Genomic DNA, 20,803 nt, shown 5'->3' on the forward strand with positions numbered 1-20,803 from the left:
ATGTTGTTGTGGGTAATTTGTTCATCCATGCAATAACACTGATTTGTTCTGGGATTTTAGAATGTTTTCAATATTCCTTTTCATCCCATTCTTGTTATGTCCATTCAGTTATGTTTCACAGCTTAGACATTTTCTTTTGGTTTAGTGTTTTTAATTTACCACCGCCTTGCAATTATCATATATTAAATATCAATAGCTCCAAGATATTGGTATATGATTTTTCTCAGCCCTATTTATCTGTCTTAAGCTTTCGTCAATAATATGTTTAATATGTAATACAATTTAGAGATAAAGGCTGACAATTTGTATATACCATTGTCTATATTCTAATAATGTATTGGTTAAAATAAAACATATTGCTTTGCCAATTAATAGAACTATATTGCCTTATTGTCTAAAAACTCATATAAATTCAGGCATTTTTTAGTCATTTTTTACATTACGCCAAAAAACGCATGAACGAAAATAATTTCATTCATGCGTTTTTTGTAACAAACAGTTATTACTACTCGTTTAGATTTATTCCGAATCTTTCTAACAACTTTATAATTTCTTCCTTCTGTCCCGGATTCTTATCTAATACTTTTTGAATCTCTTCAATGCTGTGTTCTTTTATTTTATTGGTATAGTCAATTCTCTCTCTTAGCTTTTGCCTTCTGACATTTAGGCGATGTCTTACTTCCACCATTTCTTTATTATCAATAATTGCAATTGCCTGGTATATCCAAATTTCAGGATCCGTTAGCTCATACAGTTTTAGTTCCAAAGTTAATTGCCTGTTATACTGCTCTAATAATTCTGTGTTCTGACGGTAACGTTTTTCTTCCTCTTTGGTTTTTAAGTATAATTCCCAAAGACAGTAAAACTCCTCATAACTTTCTACCATATACTTCTGATAATTATAATCCAATGCATTCCGATTATTAATATATTTAATTTTCACCTTATTTAATAATTGAATGGCTCTATTTAGCTTTAATTCCGCTAACTTACTTTCTTTTCTATTCATATTGCTTTGATATAATACATATAAAGTACATCCCAAAGCCATAACAATGGTTAATATAAAAGGGATCTGCATATCTGCCTGAAAGGCGTTTTGCAGAAGATAAAGCACTATAAATAAAGTAATTACCAATAAAATAATGGTGGTAGATATTTTTTTCAGATAATGCTGTTTATCTTCCAGTTCCTCCCGCTTGTTATATAAGTAATCCTTCTCTCTCTCCAGATGACCCATGTCTTTCTTAACGGTTTCCTGATAGGTCTCATACTCTTTTATCTTTGCCAGCTCAGAGGGTATTATTTCTTCATATTTTCCGATATTGACAAACTGAGCATCTGTAATTCTAAGAGTACTGCTTTGATACTTTGAACGTTCTCTGGTGAAAGTTATGATATTTCTGGCTGCATCATTTACATTCTCCCTGTCTTCCGCAGGTATCTGATCTATCTTTTGAATATCTGTCAAATAGGAAGTTACAGCCTGATATTCAACCTTAAGTTCTTCCATTTGTCTGGCAGACTCCAGAATTTGCTCACAATTTTCCGTAATAATTCTGCTTGGATCATCGCTGTAATCCACTTTGTAATTTTTCTCTATTGTTTCTTCACCATAAGCCAGGGAAGAATCGTCTATTTGTATTTGATTTTTATCTTTTATTTCTTTATCGTTCTTTGATCCAAGTAACCTCTTTAGAATTCCCATTATGAATACCTTTCTGCCTAAAATCGTTTAGTTCGTTTACTTTTTTAATATCCAGGATTATATGATCCATTTAAGAATGCTCTCTTCTGAATTCCTGTTTCCATCCATTTATTAATTCATCGGCTATTCTGTACAATTGATTAATCTTACCGGTTTGTTTACATTCACGAAATTCTTCCACAATTTTATATTCTTCTGTTTGTTCTGCTTCTTCAAGGCTGGTATTGACTTCAACCAATATCTCTTCTTTAAGAACCTCTGTTACTCCATAAGATTTGGCCTCTTCAATTAAAATATCCTCCTGCTTACTAAGTTTTAATGCCATAAAATATTGTTTTAAGGATTCTGGATTCTTATTTCTTTCATAAGCTTCCTTAAACCCTTCTGCCGCCTCTGCTATACCCACCATATGAAGTTTTATAATCGCCAGATTATGAAGAAGGTTGCCATATTCCTCACTGGATAGGCTGGTTACTTCTTCCCCATCTAATATCTTCTCATATACGGCAGCAGCTTCTGCAAATTGTCTGTATTTTAAGCAATTATCCCCTTTTTTCTTCAATTTCTCATAGGGAGATAGATTTACCTGTTCATCCAGATTGCGAATAAACCCCTTTATTTCGAATTCTGTGTAATAATCACTGCTGCATAGGATACTAACTGCAAATTCTTTCAGGCTGCCTTTGTTATTTTTTATTTCTCTTAATTTATCAGCTCTGTCTTCTAATCCCAATTCATCTTTTAACCATTGAATAAGCGCCTCTCCAAAGAAATCTTCATTCAACAGTTCCACATTGTTATAGATGTAGTAACACAATTCCTCAACGGAATAAACTTTTGTATTTGTTATTTTAAAATAAAAGGGTATGAAAGCATGCTTTCCATTGCAAATAATCAGCTTTCCCATTGGACTCCTCCTCTTTACTGTACTACAATCTCATTTTCTGCAATTTGTCCGGATGAAGGATAAAAACCACCAAATCCTTTATCTTCTAAAGTTATCACTGCATTGTTATAATCTTTAAACTTAATATTGATTCTAATTCTTGTACATTTGCTGGGGCGTTCCGGTAACCCGGTTAAACTAATCCTGTGCTCTTTAATTTCTCCGCTTATGATACTTTTCAATTTCACTGCAATTTCTTGTTCATCGTCCAGTATAACATCCAGATTGTTGTTTATTTCATACCAGGGCTTTCCTGCCTTTACCAGTACCACATCCGCTATTTTTCCATTGTAATATCCGGTAATAAAGATATCACTTTTAATCATTTCTTTGCTTAGAAATAAATACTCAGACAGTTTGGAATCCCCTGCTAATTCTCTTGCCGCATAACAGGCACCTTTTACGTAAAGATTCTGCCCCTTAAATACACGCCGTCCTACACATAATTCCTTTAATATATTGTCTGCCCAGGTACCTTCAAAACCCGTGCCTGTTGCATAAATCGTTGAAACTATCTGTTTATGTAAAACCCTGTTCGCTATATTTCCAAAGATGTATTCCAGGTTTTCTCCGTTTCTATATTCCTCCAGCATAGCATAGCTTAAGGTTTCTGAGAAATCTTCTTCCTTAATCCCCACCACATATGGCCTTGTTCTGTGATTAATGGAGATTTGCGAATAAAATAATCCTTTCTCATCAAAGTCAAACATTCCAATGTCATTCATCCACAGTTCATTACTCTGGCTTAAGGCATAATACTGGTAACTGTGAGAATGACTTTGTATATATCCCCGGTCTTTTCCAATACCCAGATTCTCTAATGCCAGATATAAACCCTTTACAACCTTTTCATCCAGCTCTTTCAGCGTGATAATAATCTGTAAAATAGTATTTTGCGGGAACTTTTTCTTTAAAAGCAGTAAACATTTGCGCAGATATTTTTCCATTAGTGTAACCGGATCAAATTCTGTACCAAATATTTCTGTGTTTTCACCAGTCTTTAGTTTGATTAATAAATCATTTACAAGCACACCGGTACCTAATTCGCCGCAGGATACGGCTTCCTCTCCAAAAACCCAATCCTTTGAGTAGTTCTTAACCCCCAATGCGGTAGGTATCAGATACCTGCTCTCTTCCAAATCAATACAAATAGATTCCGGCTCATAGGTTTTATAATTATAATAACTAAGCTGAGAGAAATCATCACACAAATCGAATCCTACTATTAAATTTCTTTGCTCATTGCCCAGTTGTTCACTCATAATAATCTCCATTCTGCCGAAACACCACAAATTTGGGTATCAGCGCAATATTTGCACTAATGTAGAATTATCTGCACCTACTATAATGGTTTGAATACTTTTGATAATACATAGCCTTTTCTTATATAACTTTCTATGCTGTCAATCATGGTTTTCTCATCCTTCATATCCATGGCCATTAACATAAAATTCAAATGATTGAATCTGGTATCTTCATCTAATTCCATGTCCTCACCTAATTTAACTTCCACACTTTCGGTAATATTAACCTGACCTTCCTGGTTCTCTTCCGTAATGTAGTACTGAACCCTTTCATTATAGAATACTATAAACTCTTTCACATGGATGCCCAAATAAACATTTGGCATGGTTTCTGTGATAAATTCTTCTTCATTATTCTGTTCTTCTATCTGGTAATGTATATTTACCTTGTGTCTGGGGTCTGTAATATACTCTATAAAGAATTTATTATTTAGCTGTGCCGGCAGCAAAAAATACTTTTCATAATTTTTAAAGAAAGGGAGAATGATCCCCTTTTTTATAAATTTCAGCACATTTATTTCGGCAAATTCCAAATCCTTGCCTTCCAGAACATCTTGTTTTGAATATTCCTTTAGCAGGGCTAACATGCAAATATTATTTTCTTCGTAATTTAATTCCCTTTTCATAATACGGAACAGTTCCGGCTGTATGAACCGGTCTTTGATTAAGTACATGTAACCGCTATAGGATAAAAAGGCTCGAATAATTTTATGGTTATAACTTTTTTTGTAATACTCCATAAATACAGATAAGGTATCCACCAAATAGCTCTCTGAGAAAAGCACTTGCACCAAGATACGCTCATCTAATTTCAATGTATCAATTTCAAAGGAAGAAGCTGCTTCCCATATTTGAAACATTTCTTCGGTAGTTCCATAAAAACAGTTTACCATATAGCGTAAAATATCTTCATTGTACTTACCGTTTTGAAAAATATAATAGCATAAAGCCCTTAATACATCCTCTGCTTCTTTATTGGAAATCACCCAATTATCCTTCGTATTTCTTTGGTTTATACCCATATTGGAAACAGAATATTCTCCATCAAGATGTATATTCTGCAATACTCTGGAACATAGCTTAATTAACCGGTTAAGAGCTACCCCTTCAAAGCCGTATTCTTTTAATCCTGTCATAGCTTTCTGGTATAAATCCCGGATAATGCACAATTCTATAATTTTATTCCGCTCTTCTTTATTTAGATCCTTAAAATCAATTTCTAATAAATAAGCCTCCAGAAGTTCACCTTCATAGTAATCGTAATAATAATCTATCAGAGTCAGAATATTTTCTTTATAATATTCCTTTGATAAACTAGGTATTTGTAATACTCTTTTTCTTAATTCTATGGACTTTACATCCGCCTTCTGATAAATTTGTACCTTTTCCGAAAGATTTAAAAGCAGCATCTGGTGACTAACATTGTATTCAATACAGATATTGGCGAATTCTTCCGGTCTCATTAGTTTATTCAGTGTATAGTCTATGGTTGTAAAATACCGGTTATCATATCCGTCCACCAAATAAAGTTCCGCACTCTCTGTATAAATGTCAATTTGTGCCCCTCCGTTGACAAAAGGAGCATACACTTCACTATTCATTTCCTTATGGGCAACATACACACCTTTTATGTTAGGATTACTACAATATATTTCCTGCTTGTACATAATGTAGGGCAGCTCTTGGGCCATCTCCGAAGTGATGGTCTCCTGTGTTAATATTTCCTCATATAATACAGCAAGGCTGGAACTAATATTATGAGCCATCAGCTGTTTTAATGCAAACTGCTCCATATGTTTTAAGTAAGTCCGGTAGATGGCAGGGTTTATCTCTTTATTCTTAATCACATAAGCATAAAGGAATGCCTTTTTACGGTCATGAAGATTGCTGTTATATATAAAGTATAGAAGAACCGGTTGTGGAAGGATGATATCTTCTTCCTCATTCATGGAATACATATAATATTCATAAAGTTCCGTAATACGTAATTGTTCTTCTACCCCTAACTTAAACCATCTAAAATAGGCATTGCTTCTTTGATGCCCTTTTATCAGCAATCCACATATAGCTGATAATGCATCTTTTAATTTATATTTTTCATAAATGAGTACCAGACATTCATGAACCAATCTATGAAAAGCTTTCCTTTTACCTGCTAAATATGTAAACTGCAAAGCTGCATCTTTATTAAGGAACTTCTGCTTAAGTCCCCAGTGTAACACTTGCAATTCAAATGGTCCCAATTCGTATAAAAGTGCTGGATCCTCATTGAATATAGTTACTGCTTCAAAATATAAAACAGGACTGTGGCAGCCCTTTTTATACTCTTTCTTGATATCCTCCAGCTTTAAGCCTTTGTTATTATCGTATCTCTTATCCACATATAGTAAAAACCACAAAAGCTTCCAGTTATCGCAGCTGGTTTCATATAAATCACGTATTTGAATCCGGGCCGTCTCAATATAAGTATCTTCTTTATATAGTAAAGCTTGCAGATATAAGTAACCACAATAAGAAATAACGTTGGATTCATGCATCCCTTCCAGCTTTTCCTTAAGTGGCTCCAGTAATTCCTTAGCCAAATTATCTTTATCCGATATAATTTGCAAATGAGCTTTTAACAGTTGATACTCTTCTTTTTTCTTTTCGTCAAGAAGTATGGCATGATCTAGTAATTCCATATTTTCCAGAACATACTTCGATAAAGAAATCCGGTTCATTCGAAAATCCAAATAATTTTTTTCTATCTTTAACAGAGTTTCTTTTATCTTTCTACGATTGTAGTCCGCTTTAAACTCGGAACTGCAGCGTTTACAATTTACTTCCACCACAATAGTCTGGTGTATCGATTTAATGTAGATTCGTCCGTAATGATTGCCGGGCTTTAATTTCTCCGGATTAATAATAAACTCAAGGGGATAGGTATTGCCTACAAAATTATCAGACCAAATTAATTTATGTTCTAATTCAATAAAGGAGGAATCCGTACTGACACGAATATCTGTATAACCCCAGTTGTCTTTTGTTAACGTAAGCTTGTCTTTAAAGCTTTCTTTTTCAATTTGATAATTTAATAAGAGTTTATCAACGGAAATATTGATTCGTAGCTTTTTGTGAACAGCAATTAAAAATTCCTCCATTGCTTGACTTGCAGATCTGCTTTTTAAAAGATTCTCATATAATTGTATATATTTTTTCTCGTAAAGCAAAAAGATTGGTATGAATTCTTCTGATTTAAAGATTTTTAATGCTTCGGCCCAATCAGCTTTCGCCAGGTTGGCAAATTGAAATAAATCCTTTATCTTACCCATGGACGAGTTACAATATGGAGGATCAAAATTTACAGTAAATGGAACCTGTAATTCTCCGCAATCACTGACAATACTAATAACCCCCTTAGCATTGTCACCGGGACTCATATTTTTCCCATTAAACTGATATTGTATGGTATTTAAAGATTCTGTGAATCTGGTTTGTTCCAGCTCTAACAGCTTGTTGGAAGAATAAAGAACCCCTTTTATGGGGGTATCCTTACTATTCTTTATAGTAAAACTACCGGAGTATGTATTACCTGAAATAATAGAAATCTCTAATTCCCCTTGGGAGACTATAATACGAGGAGTTTCATATTCAAATATTCCATTGGCCAGTCGATCCACTTTTTCTTTCAATTCTTTCCACCCCAAATTTGATAGTATACTGCTTATTGTTGTATTTTACACCGCTTCAATTACAATGATTATAACACTAATCGACATAAATTAGCAATAGTCACTTGTCCTTAAGATTATCAAATTAATCTGATTTTGCCTTAATTGATATCATCGCATTTTGAGACCAATGCATTTTCTTTCATGTTCCTTCAATTTATCTCCATGAGGACTAAATATCATTGTATTGTAACTTTTGTATATGTGGTATAATATACCTATATACCAATTAAAACTACGGTAGTAATTACCCTAAGTTTACATCAAATAAGGTAATTAATTGTATAACAGAAAGGACTTGATCAATTGATTAAACCACAGGAACACTTTCATGGAAGTGATTTAGAGAAAATAGAAGCTGCTTATGGTATTAAAAAAGAAGATATTACCAGCTTTTCAGCAAATGTAAATCCCCTTGGTATTTCTCCAAAACTTCGTACTGCTTTAGCAGATAGAATTGATGCCATAACAGGATACCCTGACAGAGAATATACTGAACTTAGAACCGCCATTGCAAATTACATTCATGGAGACAGGAACCATATTGTAGTAGGTAATGGTTCCACCGAATTAATCTCTTTATTTATTCAAATTACCCATCCAAAGAAAGCTTTTATTATCGGACCTACCTATTCCGAATACGAAAGAGAAATTACTTTAGGAGGAGGCAGCTCTCACTATTACCCTTTAGAGGCAGAAGCCGACTTTAAGCTGGATGTGAAAGCTTTAGAGAAGGAGCTGTCTGCGGACTTTGACTTACTTGTTATCTGTAACCCGAATAATCCTACATCTTCCGCTATTCCTACAGCAGACATGCGAAAGATTCTTGATATATGTAAGCAAAAGAATATATATTGTATGGTTGATGAAACCTATGTAGAATTTACAGATGATATTAACCAGATAACTTCTGTTCCATTAGCAGAATCTTATAATAATATTATCATTTTACGGGGCATATCCAAATTCTTTGCAGCTCCGGGCTTACGTTTAGGCTATGCCATTTGTGGTAATGTGGATTTACTCAGAGAAGTTAATAAGAAGAAAAATCCATGGACCATTAATACCCTTGCTGCCATTGCTGGGGAGATTATGTTCAGTGATGAAGAATATATCGGTAAAACCAGAGATTTAATTCACAGGGAAAGAAACCGAATATTCAACCTATTAAAGGAATGTAAAAATGTGAAAGTATATCCTCCTACTGCTAACTTTGTACTGGTTAAAATATTAAAAGAGGGCATTACTGCAGCGGATTTATTTGATGCTGCCATTCGAAAAGGGTTCATGATAAGGGACTGTTCTACCTTCCCTTTCTTAGACCAGAAATTTATAAGATTTTGTTTTATGGAGCCGGAAAAGAATACAGAACTATTAGAATTGCTATTAGACCTATTGCAATAAAATCAAAGGCAAATTTTTATGCTTTCATTATAAAAGATGTCCCAAAAGTAATTTTCAACTGAAGCCAATATAAGATATAGTACATTTAATATACTGTATATTGTAGTAGATTCAAAGGGAATTACTTTTGGGACATTCTTTTGCTATTCCGGTCTTTCAAAAACTCGTCTGTGAAAGTTGGAAACTTCTTAACTGATTGCTCTTAACGGCTGATAAAACTCCTGGGCATATTCATTGAGCAGACGGATTGTATTTCTCATATCACTTTCCGTCGTATCCGGATGAATTGCACAGATTCGTAAAACCTTTTTGCCCTTCAGTTCTGTAGTAAAAACACCGGCATAGCCATTATCAATAATTGCCTTAGAGATTTTCTGATTCAGCTCATCTGCCTGTTCTTCTGTTATGCCGGAAGGAGCAAAACGGAAATTCACAATGGCAAGCTGGGCATGAGAAATGATTTCCCAATCTCTTTTCTTTTTTAATTCATCCTCTGCCCATTCTGCAAGCTGAAATCCATGTTCGATAGCGGCGCTCATGACCTCCGAACCCATTACCTGAAGGGTAAACCATAATTTTAATCCACGGGTAGGTCTGGTCAGTTCCATTCCCATATCTCCATAGTTTACCTGATCTTCCTTTGCCTCCAGATCCTTAAGATATTCCGGATTGGCATGAAAGGTATTAATTAGATTTGCTTTGTTCTTTACCAGAACCATACCACAGCCATAGGTCTGGAACAGCCATTTATGCGCATCCCAGCTGATACTGTCCGCAGCTTCAATTCCTTTAAGGAGATACTTATATTTCTTCGTCAATAAGACGGAAGCTCCATATGCACCATCCACATGCATCCATATACCATAGTTCTGGCACAAAGAAGCAATTTCCGGCAAGGGATCAACACTGCCGGTATTGGTAGTGCCTGCACTTGCAATTACAACAAATGGTATCAAACCATTTGCTCTATCTGCTTCAATGGTATTTTTTAATTGCTCCATATCCATTCGGAACCATCGGTCAGTAGGTATTTTTCTGATTCTGGTATTGGGAATTCCAATAATACGTAAGCCTTTTGCCACGGAGCTGTGAGTTTGATCCGATACATAAGCCACACCCAAATGTTGGGTTTCCTCTTCTAATATGGTATCACGGGCGGCAATAAGGGCCGTCATATTGGCCATGGAACCACCGGATACAAACAGCCCGCCGGACTCCTCTGTATAACCTGCCTGTCTGCAAAGCCAGCCAATCAATTCCTGTTCAATACAACTTGCCGCAGGACTTGTTGCCCAGCTTCCCCCATGAATATTATAGGCTGCAGTCATAATATCACCAAGCCAGGATATCATGGATGCAGGTCCCGGAACAAATCCGAAAAATCGTGGATGATTTGAACTTGCCCTGTATTTATAAACCTCCTCCATCATCTCAGTTACTGCTTTATCTATAGAGCATCCCTTAGCTGGTATACCGATTTTCTTCAGCTTGGCAATCTGGCTGTCGTCTGCTTCTTGCATAATCTTATGTGCTGCCAATTCCCGCTTGTCTGCGCAAAACATCCGGACAAAATCCTCCGCTGCCTGCTGCATTTGATTGTTGAATGTCATTTCCTGTTTGTTCATCCTATCGTCACCTTACTTACTTAAAATATTGTAAATGTCAGCAAAAAACTTGACTTTTCTTACTTCCTATAGTACCATGTAACCATGTATTTGTAAAATTCATAGATTTAATAATATGTATTTAAAATATTTATAGATTGTAAGGTTGAAAGAAAATATACAAATAGAAAGAGATGCCATAAATCACTTCTTTTAACCTATTTATTTGTGGCAATATCGCATTCTGTAACCAAATGTGATATGCAATGGGTGTAAATAATGGAACTTAGAAATATTGCAACTTTTTTAAGGGTGGCTGCAACACAGAACTTTTCCAAAGCAGCAGAACAACTGGGATACACACAATCCACTATCACGATTCAAATGCAGCAATTGGAGAAAGAGCTGGGAACACAGCTCTTTGAAAGAATCGGCAAACAAGTGAATCTGACAGAACAGGGAGAAGCTTTTATCTTTCATGCCAACGAAATCATGAGGGTCACCAATACGGCTAAAACCTTTGCATCGGATGCTGATGTGCCTACCGGATTACTTCGGATTGGAAGTGTGGAATCCCTATGTACAGCAATCCTTCCGGAACTATTGCTGCAATTTCACCGTATCTGTCCTCAGGTAGAGACCATTATTAGGACCGCTACTACAGAGGAATTAATAGATATGGTCAAATGCAATGATATTGATTTATTCTTTACATTGGATCAGAAGGTATACGGTTCGGAATGGGTAAGAGCTGTACAGCAGGAGGAAGATATTGTTTTTGTGACCGCAAGCAGCCACTCCTTTGCAAATAAAAAGAAGATTGATTTGCGAAAGATTATAAAGGAGCCATTTATATTAACGGAAAAAGGCGGCAGCTACCGCTATGAATTAGAAACGCTCCTGGCTGCCCAGGAGATGGAGATCAGGCCTGTATTGGAAATCGGTAATACCGAAACTATTATTCATTTAATAGAAGAAGGCATGGGAGTTTCCTTTCTTCCTCTATTTTCTGTTGAAAAAGCAATCAAACAGGGTACCTTGTCCCGGATTCAAACAGATATCCCCACCATTCAGATGTGCAGTCAGCTTCTCTATCACAAGAATAAATGGGTCACTCCCCAGATGCAGACATTTGTTACACTGGTACAGGAGTTTTACAAGAAATAAAAGAAAAAGTCATTAATCACCCCATATTCCTACCGTTCCTATATGGAGATGCAAGCAGCCGCGACAGTGAAAATCGTCGCGGCTGTGTTTATGCTATCTTGGTTTTTTAATGATTTCTTCTCTTCCCGGTCCATTTGAAATCATGGTAATAGGAACTTGTATTTCTTTTTCAATAAATTCAATGTATTTTCTGCAATTCTCAGGCAGATCTTCATATTCTTTAATTCCCCGAATATCTTGGTTCCAACCGGGTAATATTTCATAAACCGGTTTAGCTTTCCCAAGTTTCACGGTTGTAGGGAAGTCTTTTATTACCTGTCCATCCATTTCATAACCAACGCATACCGGCAGTTTATCCAGATAGCCTAATACATCAAGTACGGTTAGCACAACTTCGGTAGCACCCTGCATTCTGCAGCCATACTTAGTAGCAACTGCATCAAACCATCCCATACGTCTGGGTCTTCCTGTTGTAGCACCGAATTCGCCGCCATCGCCGCCCCGCCTTCTTAATTCATTAGCCTCCTCACCAAAGATTTCACTAACGAATTCACCTGCTCCTACAGCACTGGAATAAGCTTTAGCAACAGCAATAATACTTTTTATTTCATAAGGAGGAATTCCGGCACCAATTGCTCCGTATCCGGCTAATGTAGAAGAAGAAGTAACCATTGGATAGATACCAAAATCCGTATCTTTTAATGCCCCTAACTGCCCTTCTAATAATATATTTTTATCTTCTTTTATTGCATTGTGAAGGTATAGTGCGGTATCACACACATAAGGAGTAACTTGCTTTTTATAATCAAGTAATAATTCATAGATTTCTTCCGGATCCAGTGTGGGTTTATGATACATATGCTCTAACATAATATTTTTCATTTCCACTACCCGATAAACTTTTTCTTTTAATGTTTCTTCATCATATAATTCGGAAACCTGGAAACCAATTTTAGCATATTTATCGGAATAAAACGGTGCAATACCGGACTTAGTAGACCCAAAGGACTTACCGCCCAATCTTTCTTCCTCATACTGATCAAAAAGAATATGGTATGGCATCATAATTTGTGCTCTATCGGACACTAAAATCTTAGGCGCCGGAACTCCTTTCTCAACAATATCATTTATTTCATTAAGCAGATAAGGAATGTTTAGCGCAACACCATTGCCGATAATGCTGGTGGTATGCTCGTAAAAAACCCCGGATGGTAATAAATGAAGTGCGAACTTACCATAATTATTAATAATTGTATGGCCTGCATTGCTGCCTCCTTGAAACCTTACAATTATATCCGATTCCTGACCTAACATATCTGTAATTTTACCTTTACCTTCGTCGCCCCAATTAGCTCCTACAATTGCTTTAACCATTCTGAAATTCCTCCTAAAGATTCTCATTCTTAGTTTTAAGATTATTGCAGTCTTTTATGCAAAATACTCTTAAAACCTTATTTATATGGTTCAAAAAAGGCACTGTAACAAAACATGTTACAATGCCCTATTACTTATTTATTGTAGTCCATAAAATAGTATAAGTAAAATCAATATTAATTATAGTTTCCATAATAAAGAATTATGAAATTTTCAACTCCCAGACAAGTCCGGTCTCCTTGGTTCTTTCCTGCAAACAGGACAAATGCCTTTTAATAGTATAAAACGTTCTTTTATGAGAAAACCATTATATTCTGTTTGCTTAAGCTTCTCACTTTCCATTGGAAGATCATGTATCTTTCCGCATTCTTCACATTTGAAATGCTCATGCAATTCCATGCGGCGATCGTATCGAAGTTCTTCTCCCGGATATTCAATGGTTGTAACAATACCTTTTTCTTTAAAAAGATTCATAGTATTATAAACCGTTGCAACCACTAAAGCAGGATATATGCCTTTTAGATTCTGATAAATATCATCTACCGTTAAGTGCTCATTCATATGCTCATTAAGATAGGCCAAAATGAATAATCTTTGCTGAGAACAGCGGATTCCGGCACTGGAAAGTTGTTTTAATTCTAGTTCGTGCAAGTAGTAACCTCCATCCTGAATATTTAGTTCTGGAAATGTACAACTAAATTATCATCAAGAATTTGGAATGTAAAAGATTCTTTCACATAAAAAGTAATCTCATTGTTATCATGTTCCTGATATCCTAAAGAAAAATCTTCTCCAAGAATCAATGAAAGATTCTCATCATCATGAGGAATCAATATTGCTCCGGTCAAAACTTCCGATGAAACTACTTTTCCGCCGATAAGTTTTTCAATAGCTTCCAAAAGCGGATAGGAGCTTTCTACAGACCAAAATCTTGTGTAAAGTTCTTCTGAAACAATTAAATCCATTGCACCATGTGCAAAAGCTTTTCTCAGCTTAATAACTCCTTCTGCAACCGCTTTCTTAATATCGGAGGCAGAATTCCCAAGTTTAATAGCCTCTGTTTTAACTTCTAAAAGTCCTCTGATAGATCCTTCTTTTAATCCGGCATAAATTGCATTTTCTTCAAATAGTGCAGATTTCTTAACTGCTTCCTCCAGATTGGTAAAGTCAATATTTTTGTCTCCGCGAATTGCATTATCAAGTTCCCAACGGTTTAACTTAAACTCAATTCGGCTTTCAACAAGGGGAGTTACTTCATAAGATGCAAAGGCTACATCTTCTTTATTCGTAACATCTCCAAGACGTCCGTGATTATAGGCAGTATGTCCTGCACCTAACGGTCCTGCTACGTGAACTGCTTTTCTGGCTGTTAAAGTAGATATCAAAACTTCTTTTGCTCTTTCATCGATTTGTTCCCAGACACTCTTGTCAATGGGCGCTAAATTTCTATACATAATATTACCCTCCTTTACTATTTTAGTGAGCCTATACCAAGGCTTCCACCATTATTTTCATCACTATTTCCATGAGCAGCTCCTTCTTCCACTTCCAGGATATTACCTTCACTAAACAGATAAGTCCTAAGTTCTTCATCCCAGCCGTCCATGTTTCTTCTTAGCCATTCCAAAGTCATGCATGCATGTTCCATCTCTTCGTTACGGTTATGAATCATTATTTCCTTTAAGTCTTTATCCCCTGTAACCGCCGCTCTTTGTTCGTAAAACATAACCGCTTCAATTTCTTCCATAAGTGTCTTAATTGCTCTTGTTCTATTCCTGGTTCCTTCATCTAATAGTGTTTCATTTTCACTCCAATGATCTGCCATATCTATATCCTCCTTTTACTTTATATGTTTTCTAACTTTATAATCATTCTAAATTATTATGTAATAAATGTCAATCCTTTTTTATAAAAAAAGAAAGCAAAGAGTTAGCAGTCCTCCAATAAGGATGTTTACGAAAATCAAAGTTGTTCAGCATACAGCCGAACGATTACCGATGAATTGTAAATAATCTTTATTGGAGGATTTGCTTTATGGCAAAGTTTGAATTTGAATACACAGAAATTAGCGGATTATTGTACCCCAACATTAAGATTGACGGAAAAGCTGAACTTGACAGTTTGGGGAAATACGGACGACTCCGTTTAAGCTATCTGCACGAGCAAAAGCCGGGGATGTATCGAAAACTGCTTCTCACCGGCAAGCTGGCACAGCATTTACATTATAAAGGACGCACAAGCTGAAACTTCAACCTGTGCATCCCTCTTTCGCTATTATCTTATTTTGTCTTTCTCACGCCGTTTTCATCAACCTCATATCCGTCGATTTTGGTACTCTTAGCAAGAGATCCGTCGGCATTAAAATAATACCACTTGCCGTCGATCTGGAGCCATTTGCCGGAAACCATGTTGCCATAAGTGTCAAAGTAGTAGGTTTTATTGTTGCCACCCGCACCTAAGTCCCAAAAGCCTACCAACATGATATTGCCGGAGTAGAAATGCCAATTTCCACTATCGTCCTTGATCCAACCGGTTTTCAGGGTGCCGTTGGTATTGAAGAAATACTGCACACCATCAATGGTTTGGGTGCCGGTGAGAGTCTTTCCATTTTTATAATACAGATACTGTCCGGCATCGTTTTTCGCCCAGCCCTGCGCAGTAGCAGGGTCAATGGTCAGCTTGATATAGCGGTGAAGCATGGAGCTGACCTCCGCACGGGTGGCACTGGACTTCGGGTTAAACTGATTGTTCGTGCCGCCCATCATAATGCCTGCCTGCTGCATGGCGGTCACTGCCGTTTCATAGGTGCTGCCAATGCTGGAAGCATCCGCATAAGTTGTAGCAGTCCGGGTCACAGGCAGGGTGTAGCCAGTGGCTTTGGCAAAGTTTGCGAAGATAACCGCAATCTCCTCACGGGTAACCGCTCGGTCAGGCGCGAACTGGTTGTTGCCGATGCCCTGAATAATGCCTTTTTTGTATGCCCATTCGATGTAGGGGCAGAATGCGCTGTCCGCTTTCACATCAGTGAAACTGTTGGTGGTGTAAGTTTTCACATCTACGCCAGCCAGTCTGCCGAGGGCAGTCACCAACATTCCCCTTGTCATTGCAGTGTTGGGGGCGAAGAAGGTGTCCGAGGTGCCGGAGAGCAGCCCTCTGCCCACCACATAATCAATGCTGTCCTTTGCCCAATGGGAGGAAATGTCCGTGAACTTTGCCGATGGCACTGTGTATCCCACGCCATATACGGAGAAATGGTTGGTGGTGAACATCACACAGCCGCTGTTTACATCGTAGGCAGAGCCGTCTAATCTGGCGGCAACGCCTTTTTCATTTACATAGACCGCGTACAGGCCGCCCAACGCTTCCCCGATGGCAGGTGTGTACGGTATGGAAAGGGTTGCTGTGCCGCTGCCGAGACTGGTGACCGTCTTGCCGCTGCTGTCGCTTATGGTGATATTATAAGCAGGACGTGTGCCGATTACCGCTTTGGCACCAGTAAAGAGATCCTTTATCGGGGTAAGGCGAATGGTAATGTCGCCGGTGGTCTGTTTCTGGATTTCTGCCAGTGTCTTATTGTCAAAGGAAACCGTTACAGGGGAGCCGCTCACTGTCAGGCTGGTTACCCCTGCGCTGACAAGACTATTCAAAGAACTGCGGGGCAGTGTCGCTGTCAGGGAGCTTGCGCCCTTTGGCATGGTAATGCTCAGTTCCACCGAAATGCCATTTGCAGTTTTGCCCTGAGCCTTTGCGTCGGCCTGCGCCTTGGCGATGGCATCGGTGACAGATTTCTCCGGAACGACGGCAGTTGCGCCGCCGTTTGCTCCGGCTGCCGCTGTTACAGGAGCCGAAACAGTCGTTGGATAATCAGGTGACTTCGCAGGAGTACCAGTGGTGATGGTACTTAAGCTGCTGGAGCCGGACCCACCACCGTTTCCGCCGCCTCCATTGTAAGTGGACACCGTAACGGTGCAGGAGGCTGTATAACCGCCGTCTGTGGTGGTGACGGTAATCACCGCCGTGCCGTTTGCAACCGCTGTTACATTTCCGCTTTGGTCTACGGTTGCCACAGCTATGTTGCCGCTTGCCCATGTTACCGACTGATCGGTGGCATCGCTGGGGGAAACGGTAGTGATAAGCGTAGCTGTTTTCGGTGTGGTATTGCTGTAGAGCGAGAGACTGGTTCTGTTCAGCGTTATGCCGGTTACAGGTGTCGAGCCAACAGGAATTGCTTCATAATTTGCCGTGGCTGTCACCGCCTGTGCGGGCATAGTAAATGCGGTACTCTGGCTGCTTACCCCGCCGCTTGTAAAGGTGACGGAGGGTGTAATCGTCCAGCTTTTGAACCGCTGGCCGCTTAGAGCGGTGTTTGCCGTAAGGGTCACGGCCATGCCCTGCGCCGCCGAGGTGGGGCTTGCGGTGCCGTTTGTGACACTAATAGAGTAGGTTGCTGTGTTTGCAGGTGTGATTTTTATATATTTGCTGCCCGTATAGGTTGCGTTTGTGGGACTGGAAACAAGCTGTGCGCTGCCGGGGGCGCTGCCCGCTTTCACTTGATATTCATAGCCGCTTCCAAAGCTGGGGGCTACGTTAAATGCAAACAATGATCCTTTGGCATAGGCTGTGATGGAACCGCCATCAATAACAATACTGCTGCCATAAAGCCCATTGGACTGCTCAGAGGTCAGTTCCAGCGTGCCCCGCTTAACCGTAAGCGTTCCTCCGGCTGCTTTCAGACAGCAGGCCGCACCGGACTGTCCATCTTCCTCTACACGCAGTGTGCCGCCGATATCGACAGTGATGTTTTGGGCTTCGATACCTGCAAATGTGTCATAAATGGTTAAGCTGCCCTCACCGGTTAAGGTGATTTCCTTTTCGTCGGCCCAAATCCCATAACCAATGCAAGGATGTGCGCTCCAATCGCCGTCAGGGGGCAGGAAGCCAAGCTGGCTGTTACCAACCAGTTTCACTGTTAAATCCCCTTGGGACGAGATAACAGCCTGTGCAGAAGAGCCGTTCATAGGCACAATGGCGTTATCCAATGTAAGGGTTTTTGTGCTGGGGTCGTAGCTGATCGTACCCGATGTGATGCCGGCGCCAGTAATATTGTCTTTGTTGGCATCGGTTACGAGGATATCGCCAATAGTTAAGGGGTAGGTGGTACCCGATGGCAGTACGGGACTGCCGTTCACGCTTACCGTGCCGCCGGTGACGGTGACTGTTCCGTCAACGGTGCCGGTTACGGTCACGTTGCCGTCAGATACGGTGAGGTCTGCGCCGTCGCCGCCGTCCACTATGCTGCCGTTAATTGTTACGTTTGTGCTGCTACCGCTGACAAAGACATTGCCATACACATTGCCATTGTCGCTGCCTGCGGGATTGGTAACAATCGTGCCGCCTGTGATGGTGATGTTATCCGCCACCAAAGCCGCGTCAAGAATTCCGCCAGTAGCGTTAACCGTGCCGCCGCTGATGATAATATCATAGCCTAGATTCGCCATAATACCCACATTACTGCCGGGCAGTATATAGTTGCCGTTCGACACAGCCGTTACATTGGCTGTGCCGCCAATTATAATGTTACCGTTATGAGTGTAAAGCCCTATCGGCCCGGTTACATTTAGCGTACCGCTGGAGATTTTCAAATCCCCGCCTTTGGCCGAAAGCGCAGAATTAAGAGTACCGGAATTATTCAGGGTAAGGGTGCTGGAAGTGCCGTTTATTTCCAGCGAACCGTTGCAATTGATGGGAATAACGTTGCCGGTTGTGGTAATCGTGATATCGCCGCTGTATTCCAGCTTGATTTCGTCGCTTTGGGCGCAGCCAATGTAAATGCCTTTATCGCTCGGGTAGCCAGTGCTTAACGTCAGGGTTGCGGTTACGGCCTCCCATGTCCAGCCGGTGCCGCTGCCATCTTGGCTCAGGTCGGCAACCGCCGTAGTACCGCCGATGTCCATGGTGCCGGTGACGGGGTTTGTTCCGTCCGCTGCAAATGCCAGCGGCATAGTTCCTGGAGAAGAACCCCAGTCTCCATTCGCCGTCCCATTAACCGCAACCGTTGCCTGATTGCTGCCCGAATCTAATGTGATATCTAAAATGGTGCGTTTTCCGCTCTCCAGCGTAAGACCGCCGACAGGTACTTTGCAGTCCCATTCCTGACCGGCAAGCTCCACCTTGAAAATCAAGTCGTCTGCGTCTAAATACTGTGGCGCTACAATCAGGCCGGCAAATAAGTCAAAGGGCGGATAAACGCTGCCGGAATATCCACTAACTACCGTTCCGTTCCCATAATCCACGTTTGCTCCGCCCCATAACGCCGCTTGAGGGCGAAAAACAAGGTCCAGCAAGTTTCCTGAAACATCATTGCCTTTATGCACATTAAAATCAAGCTTACTCATCACATGCTTAAACTCAAGCGTAACCGAATCACCTGCATTTGCGGACACAGGCTGTGCCAGAAGCAAATCCGGGTTAGCCGCATTCGCAACATCAAACGATTCAATCATTTCCACGGTGTTGACCGCTCCGGCAGGATGCCAGCCCCGGAAGGTGTAAGGGCCGCTTCCGCCCGCACGGATGGTATCCCATGAAAGCTGGGTCGTTCCATAGGTATAAGTTTGCTGAGTGCCTAAGCTGCTGCTGTCCCCTATGGCTAGGGTAAATTGGTCGCCAGCCTCTATTGTGATTGAACCATCACCAACATTTATGGCCATCAAAGGCTGTATCTGCACGCCGCCCTCAGGTCGGGTGAACACCGAGATCACCGGGGCGGTCGTGCCCTCGACCAGCGCATAGCCCTCCGGCAGAACCGGGCTAAACTCGTACATCTCCGACTGCTCTGGGTCAAAGGAGGGGTCGCTCTGCCAGGTCACGCCCTCGATGGTGGTCGGGCTTTCGTCCGTGTCCGTGCCGGTCAGAGCGTCCGGCAGATCAAGGTCGTCCTGCGATTCGATCTCGCCAAAGTCGTAGCCCTGATATAGAATATCCTCGGATAGTTCATCAAAAGCCGCAACCACGATATCTGCAGGGGTTGCCAGTCTGCCGGAATCCCCGATTGGTGTTTCACTTTCGGCAAATGCTATGGTTGGCAGCATGGTCATCACCATGCACACCGACAACAGCAGGCTGCCGATTTGTTTCCATGTTCGTTTCATTTTGTTTCTTACCTCCTACATTCTAATTTTTATTTTCGAAGCCTGTTTCGTCCGTCAACCTGTTCATGAGCTCATTCAGGTTCCTGTTCGTTCCTTCCATATCATTCCTCCCTGTAATGTTCTTGGCTTTGCCGTGCATTGTCCCGGGACAGCAGCATATCCAAAATTTCCTCCAGCGTAAGGGACATCCCGCCGGGCCAGCAGAGGTTCTCCCCGTCGGTGTAGGGCTTACCGAAGTCTCCGCTTTCGATGAGAGCGGCAAAAGCCGGTTCGCGGATTCTGTCTCCAAGCTCCAGCAGGATGGTATGCCCGCTCTCCAGCGTAATTCCGAAGGAGTCTCCGTCCAATGCGCCGACATTGGTTATTTTCAGATTTTTATTCTCCGCTCGTTTTAGCCACTGCATCTAAATCACCTCCCCGTTCTCAAATAAAACG

14 protein-coding genes are annotated in these 20,803 nt (G+C 40.2%); 3 read left to right on the top strand and 11 right to left on the bottom strand.

Translation table 11 applies throughout. From position 1 onward, the window contains the following. Positions 1-505: 505 nt before the first annotated feature. From RT261_RS14480 to RT261_RS14495, 4 genes are all read right to left on the bottom strand, one after another. Positions 506-1,708: a hypothetical protein gene (locus RT261_RS14480; RefSeq protein ID WP_313133496.1), complete on the bottom strand. Its 1,203-nt coding sequence runs from the start codon at positions 1,706-1,708 to the stop codon at positions 506-508. Positions 1,709-1,778: 70 nt separating this feature from the next. Further along, a complete protein-coding gene (locus RT261_RS14485; protein WP_313133498.1) occupies positions 1,779-2,615 on the bottom strand; it encodes a hypothetical protein in 837 nt (278 codons plus the stop codon). 14 nt (positions 2,616-2,629) lie between these two features. Beyond that, entirely contained in the window at positions 2,630-3,916 is a 1,287-nt protein-coding gene (locus RT261_RS14490; protein ID WP_313133500.1) for a DUF5716 family protein, read from the bottom strand. Positions 3,917-3,996: 80 nt separating this feature from the next. Continuing rightward, complete coding sequence (locus tag RT261_RS14495) at positions 3,997-7,629, bottom strand: DUF5717 family protein (RefSeq protein WP_313133501.1); 3,633 nt, start codon at positions 7,627-7,629, stop codon at positions 3,997-3,999. Positions 7,630-7,974: 345 nt separating this feature from the next. Between RT261_RS14495 and RT261_RS14500 the strand changes: the two genes are divergently transcribed. Continuing rightward, positions 7,975-9,072: a pyridoxal phosphate-dependent aminotransferase gene (locus tag RT261_RS14500; RefSeq protein WP_313133503.1), complete on the top strand. Its 1,098-nt coding sequence runs from the start codon at positions 7,975-7,977 to the stop codon at positions 9,070-9,072. A 188-nt stretch (positions 9,073-9,260) separates the two neighbouring features. Here RT261_RS14500 and RT261_RS14505 read toward each other — a convergent pair whose 3' ends face one another. Further along, positions 9,261-10,697 (bottom strand): pyridoxal phosphate-dependent decarboxylase family protein, encoded by a 1,437-nt coding sequence (locus RT261_RS14505; protein ID WP_313133504.1) that lies wholly within the window; start codon positions 10,695-10,697, stop codon positions 9,261-9,263. A gap of 258 nt (positions 10,698-10,955) precedes the next feature. Here RT261_RS14505 and RT261_RS14510 point away from each other — a divergent pair, with 258 nt between their 5' ends. After that, positions 10,956-11,843 carry a LysR family transcriptional regulator gene (locus RT261_RS14510; RefSeq protein ID WP_313133505.1) on the top strand — a complete coding sequence of 296 codons (888 nt, stop codon included), beginning with the start codon at positions 10,956-10,958 and terminating at the stop codon, positions 11,841-11,843. Positions 11,844-11,936: 93 nt separating this feature from the next. Here RT261_RS14510 and RT261_RS14515 read toward each other — a convergent pair whose 3' ends face one another. The 4 genes from RT261_RS14515 to RT261_RS14530 form a co-directional block, all read right to left on the bottom strand. Next, entirely contained in the window at positions 11,937-13,217 is a 1,281-nt protein-coding gene (locus RT261_RS14515; protein ID WP_313133506.1) for an adenylosuccinate synthase, read from the bottom strand. A gap of 213 nt (positions 13,218-13,430) precedes the next feature. Beyond that, on the bottom strand, positions 13,431-13,868 hold the full coding sequence (locus RT261_RS14520) for a Fur family transcriptional regulator (RefSeq protein ID WP_313133508.1): 438 nt from the start codon (positions 13,866-13,868) through the stop codon (positions 13,431-13,433). 23 nt (positions 13,869-13,891) lie between these two features. Next, entirely contained in the window at positions 13,892-14,671 is a 780-nt protein-coding gene (locus tag RT261_RS14525; protein WP_313133509.1) for a family 1 encapsulin nanocompartment shell protein, read from the bottom strand. A 17-nt stretch (positions 14,672-14,688) separates the two neighbouring features. Further along, positions 14,689-15,042: a ferritin-like domain-containing protein gene (locus RT261_RS14530; RefSeq protein WP_313133511.1), complete on the bottom strand. Its 354-nt coding sequence runs from the start codon at positions 15,040-15,042 to the stop codon at positions 14,689-14,691. A gap of 209 nt (positions 15,043-15,251) precedes the next feature. On the opposite strand from RT261_RS14530, the gene RT261_RS14535 reads away from it, so the two are divergent. Then, a complete protein-coding gene (locus RT261_RS14535) occupies positions 15,252-15,461 on the top strand; it encodes a TnpV protein (RefSeq protein WP_313133513.1) in 210 nt (69 codons plus the stop codon). Between the two features lie 35 nt (positions 15,462-15,496). Here the strand turns inward: RT261_RS14535 and RT261_RS14540 are convergent, their stop codons facing one another. Continuing rightward, a complete protein-coding gene (locus RT261_RS14540) occupies positions 15,497-20,368 on the bottom strand; it encodes an S-layer homology domain-containing protein (protein ID WP_313133515.1) in 4,872 nt (1,623 codons plus the stop codon). Between the two features lie 101 nt (positions 20,369-20,469). Continuing rightward, positions 20,470-20,772 carry a hypothetical protein gene (locus tag RT261_RS14545; RefSeq protein WP_313133517.1) on the bottom strand — a complete coding sequence of 101 codons (303 nt, stop codon included), beginning with the start codon at positions 20,770-20,772 and terminating at the stop codon, positions 20,470-20,472. Positions 20,773-20,803: the final 31 nt, after the last annotated feature.

It is taken from the genome of Anaerocolumna sp. (assembly GCF_032079385.1).
GTDB lineage: Bacteria > Bacillota > Clostridia > Lachnospirales > Lachnospiraceae > Anaerocolumna.